Source organism: Chitinophaga sp. 9-1-y (genome assembly GCF_059511905.2).
Genome location: NZ_CM197955.1, coordinates 1 through 14,088, shown reverse-complemented (window position 1 = coordinate 14,088; position 14,088 = coordinate 1). Strand labels below are relative to the sequence as shown.

General features: G+C 41.7%; 17 protein-coding genes and 9 tRNA genes. 7 read left to right on the top strand and 19 right to left on the bottom strand.

The features are described from left to right. Nucleotides 1–52 precede the first annotated feature (52 nt). Both AC5ZC7_RS00130 and AC5ZC7_RS00125 read left to right on the top strand, forming a co-directional pair. Nucleotides 53–820 (top strand): nuclear transport factor 2 family protein, encoded by a 768-nt coding sequence (locus AC5ZC7_RS00130; protein ID WP_496163114.1) that lies wholly within the window; start codon nucleotides 53–55, stop codon nucleotides 818–820. A gap of 190 nt (nucleotides 821–1,010) precedes the next feature. Further along, on the top strand, nucleotides 1,011–1,937 hold the full coding sequence (locus tag AC5ZC7_RS00125) for an alpha/beta fold hydrolase (protein ID WP_496163115.1): 927 nt from the start codon (nucleotides 1,011–1,013) through the stop codon (nucleotides 1,935–1,937). A 117-nt stretch (nucleotides 1,938–2,054) separates the two neighbouring features. On the opposite strand, the gene AC5ZC7_RS00120 is transcribed toward AC5ZC7_RS00125, so the two are convergent. After that, nucleotides 2,055–2,153, bottom strand: a tRNA-Ser gene (locus AC5ZC7_RS00120). Further along, entirely contained in the window at nucleotides 2,109–2,354 is a 246-nt protein-coding gene (locus tag AC5ZC7_RS00115) for a GIY-YIG nuclease family protein (RefSeq protein WP_496163116.1), read from the bottom strand. The genes AC5ZC7_RS00120 and AC5ZC7_RS00115 overlap by 45 nt, the downstream gene beginning before the upstream one ends. Nucleotides 2,355–2,615: 261 nt before the next feature. On the opposite strand from AC5ZC7_RS00115, the gene AC5ZC7_RS00110 reads away from it, so the two are divergent. Both AC5ZC7_RS00110 and AC5ZC7_RS00105 read left to right on the top strand, forming a co-directional pair. Further along, on the top strand, nucleotides 2,616–3,287 hold the full coding sequence (locus AC5ZC7_RS00110) for a DUF998 domain-containing protein (protein WP_496163117.1): 672 nt from the start codon (nucleotides 2,616–2,618) through the stop codon (nucleotides 3,285–3,287). Nucleotides 3,288–3,298: 11 nt separating this feature from the next. After that, nucleotides 3,299–3,664, top strand: a complete 366-nt coding sequence (locus AC5ZC7_RS00105) for an iron chaperone (protein ID WP_168740113.1) — start codon at nucleotides 3,299–3,301, stop codon at nucleotides 3,662–3,664. Between the two features lie 411 nt (nucleotides 3,665–4,075). Here the strand turns inward: AC5ZC7_RS00105 and AC5ZC7_RS00100 are convergent. From AC5ZC7_RS00100 to AC5ZC7_RS00035, 14 genes are all read right to left on the bottom strand, one after another. Continuing rightward, nucleotides 4,076–4,147 (bottom strand) — tRNA-Tyr (locus tag AC5ZC7_RS00100). Then, nucleotides 4,130–4,378 carry a GIY-YIG nuclease family protein gene (locus AC5ZC7_RS00095; protein WP_511911312.1) on the bottom strand — a complete coding sequence of 83 codons (249 nt, stop codon included), beginning with the start codon at nucleotides 4,376–4,378 and terminating at the stop codon, nucleotides 4,130–4,132. The genes AC5ZC7_RS00100 and AC5ZC7_RS00095 overlap by 18 nt, the downstream gene beginning before the upstream one ends. Before the next feature lie 63 nt (nucleotides 4,379–4,441). Continuing rightward, nucleotides 4,442–4,513 (bottom strand) — tRNA-Tyr (locus AC5ZC7_RS00090). Then, on the bottom strand, nucleotides 4,496–4,744 hold the full coding sequence (locus AC5ZC7_RS00085) for a GIY-YIG nuclease family protein (RefSeq protein WP_511911310.1): 249 nt from the start codon (nucleotides 4,742–4,744) through the stop codon (nucleotides 4,496–4,498). The genes AC5ZC7_RS00090 and AC5ZC7_RS00085 overlap by 18 nt, the downstream gene beginning before the upstream one ends. A gap of 63 nt (nucleotides 4,745–4,807) precedes the next feature. Then, a tRNA-Tyr gene (locus AC5ZC7_RS00080) sits at nucleotides 4,808–4,879 on the bottom strand. Next, nucleotides 4,862–5,110, bottom strand: a complete 249-nt coding sequence (locus AC5ZC7_RS00075; protein WP_511911310.1) for a GIY-YIG nuclease family protein — start codon at nucleotides 5,108–5,110, stop codon at nucleotides 4,862–4,864. The genes AC5ZC7_RS00080 and AC5ZC7_RS00075 overlap by 18 nt, the downstream gene beginning before the upstream one ends. A gap of 63 nt (nucleotides 5,111–5,173) precedes the next feature. After that, nucleotides 5,174–5,245, bottom strand: a tRNA-Tyr gene (locus AC5ZC7_RS00070). Beyond that, nucleotides 5,228–5,476, bottom strand: a complete 249-nt coding sequence (locus AC5ZC7_RS00065; RefSeq protein WP_511911311.1) for a GIY-YIG nuclease family protein — start codon at nucleotides 5,474–5,476, stop codon at nucleotides 5,228–5,230. The genes AC5ZC7_RS00070 and AC5ZC7_RS00065 overlap by 18 nt, the downstream gene beginning before the upstream one ends. Before the next feature lie 110 nt (nucleotides 5,477–5,586). Next, nucleotides 5,587–5,658 (bottom strand) — tRNA-Tyr (locus AC5ZC7_RS00060). Then, nucleotides 5,641–5,889 (bottom strand): GIY-YIG nuclease family protein, encoded by a 249-nt coding sequence (locus tag AC5ZC7_RS00055; RefSeq protein WP_511911311.1) that lies wholly within the window; start codon nucleotides 5,887–5,889, stop codon nucleotides 5,641–5,643. Before AC5ZC7_RS00055 ends, AC5ZC7_RS00060 begins: the two co-directional genes overlap by 18 nt. Before the next feature lie 63 nt (nucleotides 5,890–5,952). Then, nucleotides 5,953–6,024: transfer RNA gene (locus tag AC5ZC7_RS00050), tRNA-Tyr, on the bottom strand. Further along, nucleotides 6,007–6,255, bottom strand: coding sequence for a GIY-YIG nuclease family protein (locus AC5ZC7_RS00045; RefSeq protein ID WP_511911310.1), 249 nt, complete (start codon nucleotides 6,253–6,255; stop codon nucleotides 6,007–6,009). The genes AC5ZC7_RS00050 and AC5ZC7_RS00045 overlap by 18 nt, the downstream gene beginning before the upstream one ends. A gap of 63 nt (nucleotides 6,256–6,318) precedes the next feature. Continuing rightward, a tRNA-Pro gene (locus AC5ZC7_RS00040) sits at nucleotides 6,319–6,392 on the bottom strand. A 242-nt stretch (nucleotides 6,393–6,634) separates the two neighbouring features. Continuing rightward, complete coding sequence (locus AC5ZC7_RS00035) at nucleotides 6,635–7,042, bottom strand: DUF4890 domain-containing protein (RefSeq protein WP_496161212.1); 408 nt, start codon at nucleotides 7,040–7,042, stop codon at nucleotides 6,635–6,637. Nucleotides 7,043–7,311: 269 nt separating this feature from the next. Here AC5ZC7_RS00035 and AC5ZC7_RS00030 point away from each other — a divergent pair, with 269 nt between their 5' ends. The 3 genes from AC5ZC7_RS00030 to AC5ZC7_RS00020 all read left to right on the top strand — a co-directional run bounded on the left by AC5ZC7_RS00030 (nucleotide 7,312) and on the right by AC5ZC7_RS00020 (nucleotide 10,462). Continuing rightward, nucleotides 7,312–7,770 (top strand): DUF1569 domain-containing protein, encoded by a 459-nt coding sequence (locus AC5ZC7_RS00030; RefSeq protein WP_496161213.1) that lies wholly within the window; start codon nucleotides 7,312–7,314, stop codon nucleotides 7,768–7,770. Between the two features lie 398 nt (nucleotides 7,771–8,168). Next, nucleotides 8,169–9,485: a chromate efflux transporter gene (gene chrA / locus AC5ZC7_RS00025; protein WP_496161214.1), complete on the top strand. Its 1,317-nt coding sequence runs from the start codon at nucleotides 8,169–8,171 to the stop codon at nucleotides 9,483–9,485. Nucleotides 9,486–9,592: 107 nt separating this feature from the next. Further along, nucleotides 9,593–10,462: an MBL fold metallo-hydrolase gene (locus tag AC5ZC7_RS00020; protein ID WP_496161215.1), complete on the top strand. Its 870-nt coding sequence runs from the start codon at nucleotides 9,593–9,595 to the stop codon at nucleotides 10,460–10,462. Nucleotides 10,463–10,535: 73 nt separating this feature from the next. Here AC5ZC7_RS00020 and AC5ZC7_RS00015 read toward each other — a convergent pair whose 3' ends face one another. From AC5ZC7_RS00015 to dnaA, 3 genes are all read right to left on the bottom strand, one after another. Next, complete coding sequence (locus AC5ZC7_RS00015) at nucleotides 10,536–11,648, bottom strand: serine hydrolase (protein ID WP_496161216.1); 1,113 nt, start codon at nucleotides 11,646–11,648, stop codon at nucleotides 10,536–10,538. A gap of 160 nt (nucleotides 11,649–11,808) precedes the next feature. Beyond that, nucleotides 11,809–11,897, bottom strand: a tRNA-Ser gene (locus AC5ZC7_RS00010). A gap of 757 nt (nucleotides 11,898–12,654) precedes the next feature. Then, nucleotides 12,655–14,088 (bottom strand): chromosomal replication initiator protein DnaA, encoded by a 1,434-nt coding sequence (gene dnaA, locus AC5ZC7_RS00005; RefSeq protein WP_079469646.1) that lies wholly within the window; start codon nucleotides 14,086–14,088, stop codon nucleotides 12,655–12,657.

Sequence of the window (14,088 nt, the reverse complement as noted above, 5' to 3'; positions counted from 1 at the left end):
TTATTGATGTTTACAAAGGAGTTTTGAAATTTTGTGAGATAAATTATCATATATGCACCTTTCAAACAAAGACAAAGCCGAAGCTATACAGAATAGCATTGAAACGGGAACACTGGCAGAGATTGGGCTACTCCATCCAACCTCCTATAAACAACACAATCCCAACGTTGCCACCGGCCTCTCCGCAATTCTGGCATTACACGAACAAATGCCGATGGATAAAGTATACACAAATGTAGTCCGTAAATTTCAGGACGGAGACATCGGTTTTGTGCACGTAGATTACTACCTCTTCGAGCCAACTGTAGCTTTTGATATACACAGATTTGAAAACGGGGTAAGTGTTGAACATTGGGATAATCTACAGGTCAACAGTAAGCAACTGAATAAAAGTGGCAGAACAATGACTGATGGAAAAACCAAAGCCATTGATCACCACAAGACAGATTCCAATAAAGAAATAGCGCGCAGGTTTGTACAGGACATACTCATTAATGGCAAACTGGAGGAAGCTTACAGCTATTTTAATGGCGACTTTTTAATTCAGCATAACCCACATATGGGAGATGGCGTATCCACATTTTTCAACACCCTTCAGGCGTGGAAATCATCCGGAGCTCCCCAGGTATATAGCAATATCCATACAATACTTGGTGAAGGCAACTTTGTACTGGTGATAAGTGAGGGCTTTTTAAAACAGGTCCATTCCGCATTCTATGATCTTTATAGAATTGAAAATGATAAAATTATTGAACACTGGGATGTTGTAGAAGTAATACCGCCTATTGCTCAGCGAAAGAATGAGAATGGGAAATTTTAGTTGGTGGTAGTGCTATATTGTTCATGGCAAGTCATAAGCAGTACGATGTTATCGTGTAGCCATGCCTAACAACAAATTCCAGTAAAACAAAGAAGCCTGCTTGGAAACAAGTAGGCTTCTTTGTTAAGATTAACAGCGCCAGGAGGTCGGGTTAAATTGTTCTTCGTATTTTACATGAAAATCATTCCGAATGAAAAACTTTATCTTGTTAGGTGTTATACAATTCTTCGGATGGTATAGCATGTATGCACAATCTGTACAACAGGGGGAATTTGAATTCAAAACAAGTGATAGTGTTAATCTTTACGTGAAAGTTGCGGGTAAAGGTCCGGTTTGTATATTTATTCATGGCGGCCCGGGACAAGGGAGTCGCTCGTTCGAAGAAATGAAAGGTAACGCATTGGAAGCGTGCTTTACAATGGTATACCTTGATCAGCGCGGATCGGGCAAGTCGCAAAATGCCAAGAATTATCATCTTTCCAGAGTTATACAGGATATAGAAGAATTGCGCCGGTACCTAAAAGCAGACAAGCCATTTCTGCTTGCGCATTCTTTCGGAGGCATCCTGGCATTTAATTATGCTTTAGCACATCCTGCGCATGTTCGGGCGCTGATGCTGGCCTCTGCGACATTAAACATGTTGAGCAAAACTGCTTTAACGGAAAGCCTGCAGTATAAGAAGGAGCTTTTAGGCGAAGATACGACTGTATCTGCTACACTTGGCAGGGATAGCCTTTGGCAGTTAAATGTGGAGAAAATGACTGCTCTCCGTAAACGTGGATTAGCATACAAGTTATTGTCGGAGGATACGGCGACCATCCAAAAACAAATGGAAATAGATGACTATAAGCGTTCACAAGATTTTGCGATGGCTGTGCTATTCAAGCAAAAGCAATATCCCGAGTACACAAAAGACTATATACCTTTTGCGCAGCGACTAAAAATACCAGTGCTGATTATTGCCGGAACTGCTGATCATGCGGTAGGCATAAAGGGCTACAAAACTTTTGCTTTCCCGGAAAAAACCGTGCGAGTAATAGAAGGAGGACACCTGCTTTATTATGAAAACAGTACTGCTTTCAAAGACGCAGTTTGCGATTTTGCGCAGCAGCATTAGGAGCGTTTCGCTATACTGTAAAAGCAGGTAACAGTGGTACGCAATACTTATCATGTCGCTCAATGCTTACCAAAAACAAAGAAGCCTACTCGTTTCCAAGTAGGCTTCTTTACTAAGTCGGGGCGGCAGGATTCGAACCTGCGACCTTGCCGCTTACAGCGATACGCGATATCACAACGATACACCATGGTCTAATAACCAACGTGATATACCCCGTTTCTTTATTTGCTTCTCCAATTGAAGCGCATCCGATCTGCTTGCACGCGGAATTACGTGAATAATTCGCCAGGGCACTCCATGACGGGTACTTGTTGTTGATTTTGAATTGTGCTTATTTAACCGCGCAGATACATCAGCAGTTTCGCCCGCATAGTAGCGGGCCGTGCTATCGCTTAAACATTCCCAGACCGCTCCCAATATTCGATCACCCTTTTTCGAAGTTGCTGTTGTGCATCCTTGCTTAGTTTCCGACCGTCTTTTATTGGCATCCCCAAAAAATACGGAATATTTTTAATATGTGATACTATTTATTGCACTTATTAATAAGTAAGCCAACACTGTAACTGCCCTCTACAAACTTATCAGACAAAAATGTCCCAAAACACCCTATGTATGGCGTGTTTGCACAGCCTTCGATTTATCATACTTGTGCATCTTTACATCCTAAATTTCAAGAAAATGATAAATAAAGAAACCTCTATTGTTTTGGCAAAACTTTCCATAGCAGCAGCAATGACTTATCATCTTTTAATAAGTGTATTAATTTTCATTAGACCGGACTTAGACCCATATTGGCATCCATTAAGTGAATACGCCATTGGTTCTTATGGATGGATGATGTCTTTAGCATTTATTATTTCATCATTCAGTTATGGAATATTGCTATTTAACATTAAATCGCATGTAAAAGGATTTTTTGGAAAACTTGGATTGGTCATTTTATTTATCTGCTGTGCAGGAACTTTTTGTGTTGGAGTGTTTACCACCGACCCTTTAACGACTGCACCTGATAAAATATCAACAACAGGTTTAATTCACATGTTTTCAGGTATGGCAGGTTTGTTTCTTTTTCCAATTGCTGCGTTATTGATTAACATAAGCATTGCTTTAAAAAATAAATCATGGGCTGCGGCAAAGAAAGTTTTGATATGGACATCAGTTATACCATTACTTGGCTTAGTCGGTTTTATTATTCATCTCTCTATTTATGTAATACCAAAAGGCGACTACGCATATGGACCCGATGCCCCATTAGGCTATCCACCTCGTTTACTTTTTTTAACTTATTTGGTATGGCTAATAATCTTAAACGTACAACTTATTAGAATTCAAAAATCAAATCACAATTAAAGTTAGCAATCATGGCAACATCAAAATTTAAAACAGTTGCAGAGTATTTTGCAAAGCAACCTGAAGATACCCAAAAAACATTACTTGCTTTAAAGAAAATAATTTTAAAAACTGCTCCCAATGCGGAAGAGTTAATTAATTATGATATTCCAGCCTACGCTTTAGTAAAAGGCGGCAAACGAGACAAGCAAATTATGATTGCTGGGTATAAAAAGTTTGCAGGATTTTATGTAGGAACAGGGATTTTGCAAAACTTTGCAAAAGAGTTATCGGAATATGTCGTAGGCAAAGCATCCGTACAGTTTCCCAACAATCAACCATTGCCAGAAAAATTAATCATTGAAATTATTCAATTTAAGAAAAAGCAAATTTCATAACCAGTAATAACATCAACCCTTAACATCAATATGGTTTCGGCTTCTAATGACATAGCATAACGGTTATCATAAAAAACTCAAATCATTTAGCTTCATGCACGAATCAGGCCAGTTGCCTGAGAAGCCATACCTATACCTTGAAATGAACGTTGGGGTATAATCTTACTCCCTTGATAATGGTTGTTACAGAAGAATCTACAGTCGATGTATCAAAAAAAGTTGGTTCTTTAAAACGAATTCACGGCACCGCTGTAGGAGATAGATGCCAGATCAAGTAGTAACTAATACAAATGACTATTAAACTCAATCTCTACGTCATCAAAAAGATGGTGTGCACTGTACTTACAAACGGTACGCGATACCACAAACACAAACAAGCCTACTCGTTTCCAAGTAGGCTTCTTTACTAAGTCGGGGCGGCAGGATTCGAACCTGCGACCTTGCCGCTTACAGCGGTACGCGATATCACAACGATACACCATGGTCTAATAACCAACGTGATATACCACGTTTCTTTATTTGCTTCTCCAATTGAAGCGCATCCGATCTGCTTGCACACGGAATTACGTGAATTATTCGCCAGGGTACTCCATGACGGGTACTTATTGTTGATTTCGAATTGTGCTTATTTAACCGCGCAGACACATCTACGGTTTCGCCGGCATAATAGCGGGCCGTACTATCGCTTTGAAGGATATAAACATAGTGGGGCATAACAAACAAATTATAATAAAAACAAAAAAGCCTACTCGTTTCCAAGTAGGCTTCTTTACTAAGTCGGGGCGGCAGGATTCGAACCTGCGACCTTGCCGCTTACAGCGGTACGCGATATCACAACGATACACCATGGTCTAATAACCAACGTGATATACCTCGTTTCTTTATTTGCTTCTCCAATTGAAGCGCATCCGATCTGCTTGCACACGGAATTACGTGAATAATTCGCCAGGGTACTCCATGACGGGTGCTTGTTGTTGATTTCGAATTGTGCTTATTTAACCGCGCAGACACATCTACGGTTTCGCCGGCATAATAGCGGGCCGTACTATCGCTTTGAAGGATATAAACATAGTGGGGCATAACAAACAAATTATAATAAAAACAAAAAAGCCTACTCGTTTCCAAGTAGGCTTCTTTACTAAGTCGGGGCGGCAGGATTCGAACCTGCGACCTTGCCGCTTACAGCGGTACGCGATATCACAACGATACACCATGGTCTAATAACCAACGTGATATACCTCGTTTCTTTATTTGCTTCTCCAATTGAAGCGCATCCGATCTGCTTGCACACGGAATTACGTGAATAATTCGCCAGGGTACTCCATGACGGGTGCTTGTTGTTGATTTCGAATTGTGCTTATTTAACCGCGCAGACACATCTACGGTTTCGCCGGCATAATAGCGGGCCGTACTATCGCTTTGAAGGATATAAACATAGTGGGGCATAACAAACAAATTATAATAAAAATAAAAAAGCCTACTCGTTTCCAAGTAGGCTTCTTTACTAAGTCGGGGCGGCAGGATTCGAACCTGCGACCTTGCCGCTTACAGCGGTACGCGATATCACAACGATACACCATGGTCTAATAACCAACGTGATATACCACGTTTCTTTATTTGCTTCTCCAATTGAAGCGCATCCGATCTGCTTGCACACGGAATTACGTGAATAATTCGCCAGGGTACTCCATGACGGGTACTTGTTGTTGATTTTGAATTGTGCTTATTTAACCGCGCAGATACATCAGCAGTTTCGCCGGCATAATAGCGGGCCGTACTATCGCTTTGAAGGATATAAACATAGTGGGGCATAACAAACAAATTATAATAAAAATAAAAAAGCCTACTCGTTTCTGAAGTGCCCCCTAAAAGTGTCTAACTTTTAGGGGGCACTTCATTTCCAAGTAGGCTTCTTTACTAAGTCGGGGCGGCAGGATTCGAACCTGCGACCTTGCCGCTTACAGCGGTACGCGATATCACAACGATACACCATGGTCTAATAACCAACGTGATATACCTCGTTTCTTTATTTGCTTCTCCAATTGAAGCGCATCCGATCTGCTTGCACACGGAATTACGTGAATAATTCGCCAGGGTACTCCATGACGGGTACTTGTTGTTGATTTTGAATTGTGCTTATTTAACCGCGCAGATACATCAGCAGTTTCGCCGGCATAATAGCGGGCCGTACTATCGCTTTGAAGGATATAAACATAGTGGGGCATAACAAACAAATTATAATAAAAATAAAAAAGCCTACTCGTTTCCAAGTAGGCTTCTTTACTAAGTCGGGGCGGCAGGATTCGAACCTGCGACCTTGCCGCTTACAGCGGTACGCGATATCACAACGATACACCATGGTCTAATAACCAACGTGATATACCTCGTTTCTTTATTTGCTTCTCCAATTGAAGCGCATCCGATCTGCTTGCACACGGAATTACGTGAATAATTCGCCAGGGTACTCCATGACGGGTGCTTGTTGTTGATTTCGAATTGTGCTTATTTAACCGCGCAGACACATCTACGGTTTCGCCGGCATAATAGCGGGCCGTACTATCGCTTTGAAGGATATAAACATAGTGGGGCATAACAAACAAATTATAATAAAAACAAAAAAGCCTACTCGTTTCCAAGTAGGCTTCTTTACTAAGTCGGGGCGGCAGGATTCGAACCTGCGACCTCCTGCTCCCAAAGCAGGCGCGATACCGGGCTACGCTACGCCCCGAAATCCCTTCTTAATCCGCTTTTGTTGCTTTATCGGTAACCCTTGTGGTGTTCCTTTGCTTCAATTGCGGAGTGCAAATGTAGGAAATTGTTTCACATAAAAACAAATTTTTTTTCATAAAAAAGCTAGAATTGGTACAAAATGGCCACTACATAGCATTACAGGCTACTACCGAACAACATTGTGGACACAAAAAAGAGGAAGCAATGACTGCTCCCTCTTCCACAATGAAGTGAATATCCTTATTCTGCGCTCTTCTTAGAATTGTTCTGTGCGTTCATCGCTTTCAACTGGGTGAATTGGTCCGGTGTGAGGATGGTTTGATACTGCTGTTTACGGTAAGCAGATATTTCTTTTGCACCAGGTCCACCTTTTTGTCCGCTGGCTTTCAGGGCATCTTTACGTTTAATGCACTCTGTGTTTACGGCCAATACTTTCTGGTATTGATCGTCGGTGAGATGTAGCTTTGCTTTAAGCTCGTCTGTATAAGCAACAGCGCGCTTTTCAGGAGCAGGCAATGCTTTGGGGGTAGCAGCGGGCGTAGCGGCAGGGGCTTGCTTCGTAGCAGGGGCTTGTTTTGGAGTAGCCGTTTGTGCGAAAGCCGGAGAAACCGCCAGCAGGATAGCAATTGCAGTAATTAACTTTTTCATGTGTGTTTATTGTTTAGTAAGCGTAGTAAACCAATTTCCTTGCCAGCGCGCCATAACCAGGTTAAGAGCAGCTTAAAATATCCTTAAAAGGCAACAGATGTCTATCCACAGAGGCTTTCAAGCCAGCTAAAAAGAACATATTTTCGTTAATTCCTGTTAAATAAGTACTTTAAAGTTCGTAATTCAGATAATTTGTCCATTTTCAGGCATCTCAAACGTCATAGGTGATAAACGGGTTTTCCCACTACTTAATTAATAAATATATCGTCATGCCTTTACCAAACATTTTCACTGAAGCGGTTTCAAGCAACGTTATTGAACGGATTAATCACCTAACACCCCAATCCACTCCCAATTGGGGTAAGATGAATGTAGCGCAAATGCTGGCGCATTGTAACGTGACATATGAACTGGTGTACGACCATAAACATCCCGCCCCGAATTTTTTCACCAAGCTCCTCATGAAGGCTTTTGTTAAAAAACTGGTGACCAACGAAACACCCTACAAACACAACGGCCCTACGGGCAAAGCATTCCTGGTAACTGATATCCGCAATTTTGAGCCGGAAAAACAGCGACTAATTGAGTATATCCGGAAAACACAACAGTTGGGCGAAGCACATTTTGACCAACTACCCTCACATTCCTTTGGCGTTTTAAACAAAGACGAATGGAATAATATGTTCTACAAACACCTTGATCACCACTTAACACAGTTTGGTGTGTAGTAAATAAGTTTTACCAGCGTACGACCAATAACCTTGTCGTACGCTGGTAAGTCGTTTTATAAAAACCGAATAAAGCCTGTTTCTGCCCCTCAAAAACAACCACACAACCCCACGATCAAAAGAACGATTTTCCATACCCAAATTCGCCTTATTTCGATCCAAAAAAGGCTTCAAAAACCTTGCACACAAGGCTTTTTCAAGTTATCTTTGTAACATCAGCAATGCGGCATACAGACACCCGGTTGTTGCGTCTGAAGAAATATTCACCAGCTTTTATCGCCCTACATTTTCCGTTCGTTTTGCACATCTGTGATGATGGCTGATTACCACCGTAATCAGTTCGGCAACACTATGCCCATCTCTTTATGCAAAGCGATGGAGCGGGCATTATATTGATTATGGAAAACAAAGCAACACATCCTGGTTATAAAACAGCGTTGAAATTCTGGTTCAAATTAGGCTGGATCAGCTTTGGCGGCACAGCAGGGCACATCGCCATTATGCACGACTACCTCGTAGATAAAAAACAATGGATCAGCAACACCAAATTCCTGCATGCACTCAATCATTGTATGCTATTGCCCGGACCAGAAGCACAGCAACTGGCCATTTATATTGGCTGGCTGTTACATGGGAAGCGGGGAGGACTGGCAGCAGGAATATTGTTTGTACTACCCTCCATGTTTATCCTGCTGGGACTGAGCATTATTTATGTCCTGTTTGGCAACATCCCCTGGGTAACAGCGCTGTTCGCAGGTTTGAAGCCGGCCGTTATCGCCCTCATTATATTAGCGATGTATAAAATAGCACAAAAAGCACTGCATGGCCCCGTACACTATTTCCTGGCTGCCGCCGCTTTTGTGTGTATTTTCTTCTTTCATATTTCCCTCCTCACCATCATTGGAGCCATTTTCATCTTCGTTATCTGCTGTAAATTTATCTGGCCCAGGGTGTTGCTACCTACAGGCAAACAGTTACAGTTTACCGCCGCTGAAGGCAGCTACGTCCTGGACAAAAAGACCGCGCAGACAACCAGCACATTCGATCTAAAAGCAGTCCTCCAGGTGCTGGCGATGGGTATTCTCCTCTGGTTACTCCCATTCCTGCTATTCTTTTTATTTCTCCCTGATTTTACTTTCTGGAAACAACTAAGCCTGTTTTTTACCCAAACGGCCTTTGTGACTGTTGGCGGCTCCTACACTGTACTACCTTATGTAGCACAGTTTACCGTCACCAAATTAAACTGGTTGAGTAAACTGCAGATGATGGATGGATTTGCGCTGGCAGAAACCACCCCCGGCCCGTTGATCATCGTATTATCCTATGTAGGTTTCATGGCAGGGTACAATCATTTCAACGGCTCGCTGTGGATGGGCACTATCGGATTATTAGCCACCACCTGGTTTACGTTTTTACCTTGCTTTGGATTGGTTTTTATTGGTGCGCCACTCATTGAAAAAACACATGGCAACACCCTGATTGAAAACACCCTGGGATTCATTACGGCTGCGGTGGTAGGGGTTATCCTACATCTTACCCTTTACCTGGGGAAAGATGTATTATTTCCTCATGGCATCCACATCAACAGCCTGGATTACATGGCACTGATATGGATCATTGTTTCACTGGTGTTATTACAACGCTGGCAGATAAATATTTTATACCTGATCGGGCTAAGCATGGCGTATGGGTGGGTGCATTATATATTGTTGTGACAACACAGGATTCATCCATGCAATATCCTTTTTTGTCCATGTTCAGAATGCCTTTTGCGTAATAGCTTTGTATCGTCAAATCAACGAAACAATAAAAGAATCGCAACATGAAATCCTTAAAAATCCACCTGTTTATCCTTGGTATCCTCCTCGTAGGATCAGTGAATGCCCAGCATAAAAAAACGTTTCAATGGATAGGCGGTCCCACTTACGTATTACAACTGGGAAGCTTCAAAATACTAACAGATCCAATGTTTAGCCCTAAAGGCGACTCCGCATTTATGATCAAAAAGCATCCTTCTACCGGGGCCACCAATGCATATATTCAACGCTATTTTGCACCAGCTACATTTGATACGGCTCATATAGATGTGTTGCTGGTAAGCCATCCACATGCGGATCATTTCGACCTGGAAGCCAGAAATACTTTGAATAAACAACTCACTGTAGTAGCTCCCGGCGCCGATGCCTCCACCATACAAAGCTGGGGTTTTGCACATCTGACAGGACTCAATTGGGGAGATACCACCGAATTCAAAAAAGGTAACGAAACCTTGCGGATCATAGCAGTAGAGGCCATGCATGCCAAAGACGATCCATTAAAAACATCATTGGGAAAAGGCAATGGGTACATCATCGAATACACGGTGAACCACAAAGTATATCGCATATACTGGACCGGAGATACCGTTTGGTTTGATGAGATGCAACAATATACCCGTTACGGAAAAATCAACCTGCTTATTCCGGACATGGGCGCTGTAGGCTCCGATGGCAAAATTGGACGTCGCGGATTAAATTCGACCGATTGTTTGAAGATCATAGAAACCTTGCAACCGGACATGATTACACCTGTACATCATTCCACTTTCTCTATGTACATTGAGCCCATTGCAAAGCTGCAGGAAACATTGAACAGCACAGCCTACGCGAAGAAGTTAAAGATTGTTCCGGCAGGGACAGTAGTGGCGTTGTAATGGTGTATTTAAGTGATATAATAAAAGCCTTCAAATCTTCCGATTTGAAGGCTTTTATTATTGCGAATAATGACTAATTATAAGGAGCGCCAGATGATTTTATCATACCTGGGATCAACAATCCTGCCAGCTGATCAATGAATCTATCCGGAAACGCGCCTGAAAGATTGGTAAGTATTACGATAGAGAGATCGTCATTAGGATAAACAAATATAGCCGAACGATTGCCGCCTACAGGTGCAAGTGCAGGATGATTCGTTCTTTTTATAACCGGCCATCCTGCAGCATATCCATTTAATAAGCTGCTAAAACCGCCTGTTTCTCCGTTATTTAAAACTGTAGGTGTCCAAAGCGCCTTAAGGCTTGATGACTGTTTTAATAATTGCATGCTTTGCAGAGCAATCACCCAATTTGCAAGTTCTGTAGCCGTTGAACTCATGCCGGCAGCTGTTTGCAGGAAAGGAGGAAAAGAAAAAAACATATTACTAAGCACCCCCTTCCGATATTGATAGCTACATGCTGAATGCGCTATAACAGCTTTTGTAGCACCGAAACCTGATAGTATTGTCTTTGGCATACCTACTTTTTCCAATTGCTCTTTGGTTATAAACTCCTGGAACGACATGCCGCTTAAATTATTGATAATACGGCCAAGTAATAAATAATTGGTTTGATTGTAACTAAATTTTTCACCGGTCTTAAATTCATTCGGCATCTGAATGACCATTTTCCATGCTTCCTCCGGATCGTCATTTATTAGAACAGATTCCTCCTCATTCACAATATCCGGAATCCCGGATGTATGCGACAGGAGTTGCTTAACTGTTACCGGCTTCCATGTATCAGGAATATCTGTGAGGTATTGAGAAATAGGTGCCTCCAACTTTAATTTCCCGGCTTCCATTAATTGCACAATTGCAACACCAACAAACGCTTTAGTGATTGAATTAATTGTAAAAACAGTCTTATCGCTTACGACAATCGAATCCTGCAGATTTGCCAACCCATAATTACCTGTTTTTATAATTTTCCCTTGTCTTACAATTGCCAGTTGCAGGCCGGGAATCCTGTGCGCCTGCATTTGTTTTTGTATAAAAACATCAATAGTATCTGTTTGTCCAAAAATACTGCTGCCGGAAGAAAAAAGCAGTAATGCGATGAGCGCTGTCTTTAGATAGGTAATCATTGGAATTAATTTACACAAGAAAGCAATTCCCCTCCACAATTCTTAGCGCTGTCATCACAAATTTTATATGAATCAATTGCGACAAATGCGCACGTCTGATCTCAAATCCCTTTACATCAAAAAAGCCTTCAGATTTTACAATCTGAAGGCTTAAAGCTTGCGGAGAGAGAGGGATTCGAACCCTCGATACAGTTTAACCCGTATGACGGTTTAGCAAACCGTTCCTTTCGGCCACTCAGGCATCTCTCCGTATTCCCCGTTAGGGGTTGCAAAAATAAACAAAGTTTTAAATTCACCAAAAGATTTTCATTTTTTTATAAAAAAATTGGACGCCCTTATTTGGCGCGTAATATCACCTGCAGCCCAGTTTGCCGTTTATGCCCAGGCCTTCGCCAGTTCTTCCTGCATAGCTGCGTTCTTCTCATTCCGGTTCGTTCGTGGTATTGTTAGTATATACCCTGGCTGTTTCCAGAGGTTTACTCTATTATTCCAGGTAAAATAATCATCCTCACTATGTCTACTTTTCGTTCGGTGGGAATGGATGGTATTTAACCTTGCTCCCAGGGAATCTTCATCGGTTACTTCCGGTAATAGTTTTTACAGGTCGTTTATTTATATCTCTCCGGATACCATCGCATCATTCTGCAAATGGTGGGATTTTGAGAGGGATACTGCCAGTCTCTTTCATCTTCATAAAAACTTACATCACTGATATTACGAAACCTACAGATAGCCTCTGGCAAGCAAATAACGGCCAGTACACCAGCTATTAACGGCAGCATAATTGCTGGGTGATAATAAGTAGGAACAGCAATATGAATATTAAAAATATAGAGGCCTGCTAATAGTAAAAGGTTCCAAATAATTCTTGTTATCCTGTGCGGGACATGTCATTAATAACACCATTTTTTCATATATTAAATAATATTAATTTAATACAGCAAAAAAAAGCCCCGCAATTGCTTGCGGGGCTTTTTTAAATAGGTTATTAGGGTTAGTACTGGTCTTACATCGCTGCCAGTTGCACTTTCTGCTGTAATTCGATGACACTGTCACGGAAGTTATTATCGGTATCCATCAGGTCTTTCACTGTTTGACAGCTATGAATCACAGTAGTGTGATCACGGCCGCCAAAATGCTCGCCAATGGTTTTGAGTGAATTCTTAGTAAATGATTTGGCGAGATACATGGTAATCTGCCGGGCCTGCACAATTTCACGTTTACGTGTTTTTTGCAGTAACTTATCATACGGCACATCAAAGTATTCACACACCATTTTCTGTATACTCTCGATGGTAATTTCTTTGGAAGATGTTTTCACAAAAGATTTCAATACGCGCTTCGCCAGCTCCAGGTCTATTTCTTTGCGGTTCAGCGAAGACTGCGCCAACAATGAAATCAGTGCGCCTTCCAGTTCACGTACATTCGTTTGAATATTATAGGCTACATACTTCACTACTTCTTTAGGCATTTCCAGTCCATCATTCCGCATTTTCATTTCAAGGATTTCCATCCTCGTTTCAAAATCCGGAATCTGGATGTCTGCACTGAGGCCCCAACGGAAGCGGCTCAGCAACCTTTCCTGCACACCATCCAGATCTTTAGGCGCCTTATCAGACGTTAAGATCAGCTGTTTACCAGACTGGTGTAAATGGTTGAAGATCGCGAAGAAAGCATCCTGCGTTTTCTCTGCACGTGCAAAAAACTGAATATCATCTACTATCAACACATCTATCAATTGATAGAAGTGAATAAAATCGTTGATGATATTATTCTTTGAGTGATCTATAAACTGGTTAATGAATTTCTCTGCACTTACATATAACACCGCTTTATTCGGATGTATACGTTTTACATCATTGCCTACAGCCTGCGCCAGATGGGTTTTTCCCAATCCTACGCCTCCATATATTACCAGTGGATTGAAAGACGTACCACCCGGCTTTTCAGCCACGGTTTTCCCTGCGCGTCTTGCTACCCGATTACTGTCTCCTTCTACATACGCGTCGAAGGTATAATTTGGATTGAGCTGCGAGTCAATCTGTACTCTTTTAATACCCGGAATAACAAAGGGGTTCTTAACCGGGTTGTGAATCGTTAAAGGAAAATCTACTTCATTGTCTTTCTGAGGTTTTGTAAACTGCGTGGGCATGTTTACCGTTCTGGGATGCTGATGTGGCGTACCGTTCTCGACTACAATGCGATACTCCAACCTGGCTTCTTTACCTAATTCTCTTTTAATAGTTTTTCCTAACAATCCCACATAATGCTCCTCAAGGTATTCATAAAAGAATTGGCTGGGGACCTGGATGGTTAAAACATTGTTTTCAAGTTTAATGGGTTTAATTGGTTCAAACCATGTCTTAAACGGCTGCCATTCTACTATATCCCTAATTATATTAAGACACTTTTCCCAAACTTGTTCGCAAGTTTTATTCAT